We start from the raw sequence: 223 nt of genomic DNA, 5'->3' as shown, positions 1-223 counted from the left end.
TGCCGTCGTGCGTCCGGAGCGGATGCCGTTGTCCTTCGCCCAGCGCCGCCTGTGGTTCCTCCACCGTATGGAAGGCCCCAGCCCCACCTACAACGTGCCGGTGGTGCTGCGTCTGTCCGGCGCCCTGGACACCGATGCCCTGCGGGCGGCGCTCGGTGATGTGGTGGCGCGGCACGAGGCGCTGCGTACGGTCTTCCCCGATGTGGACGGCCGGCCCTACCAG

General features: G+C 71.3%; 1 protein-coding gene. It reads left to right on the top strand.

The genetic code is table 11. From position 1 onward, the window contains the following. Positions 1-223 (top strand): condensation domain-containing protein (locus IO24_RS41855; RefSeq protein ID WP_045297770.1); only part of this gene is annotated, 223 nt, incomplete at both ends.

This window comes from Streptomyces flavovariabilis (genome assembly GCF_000725785.1).
In the GTDB taxonomy this organism is placed as follows: Bacteria; Actinomycetota; Actinomycetes; order Streptomycetales; family Streptomycetaceae; genus Streptomyces; species Streptomyces hawaiiensis.
This window is presented reverse-complemented; position numbering and strand designations above follow the sequence as displayed.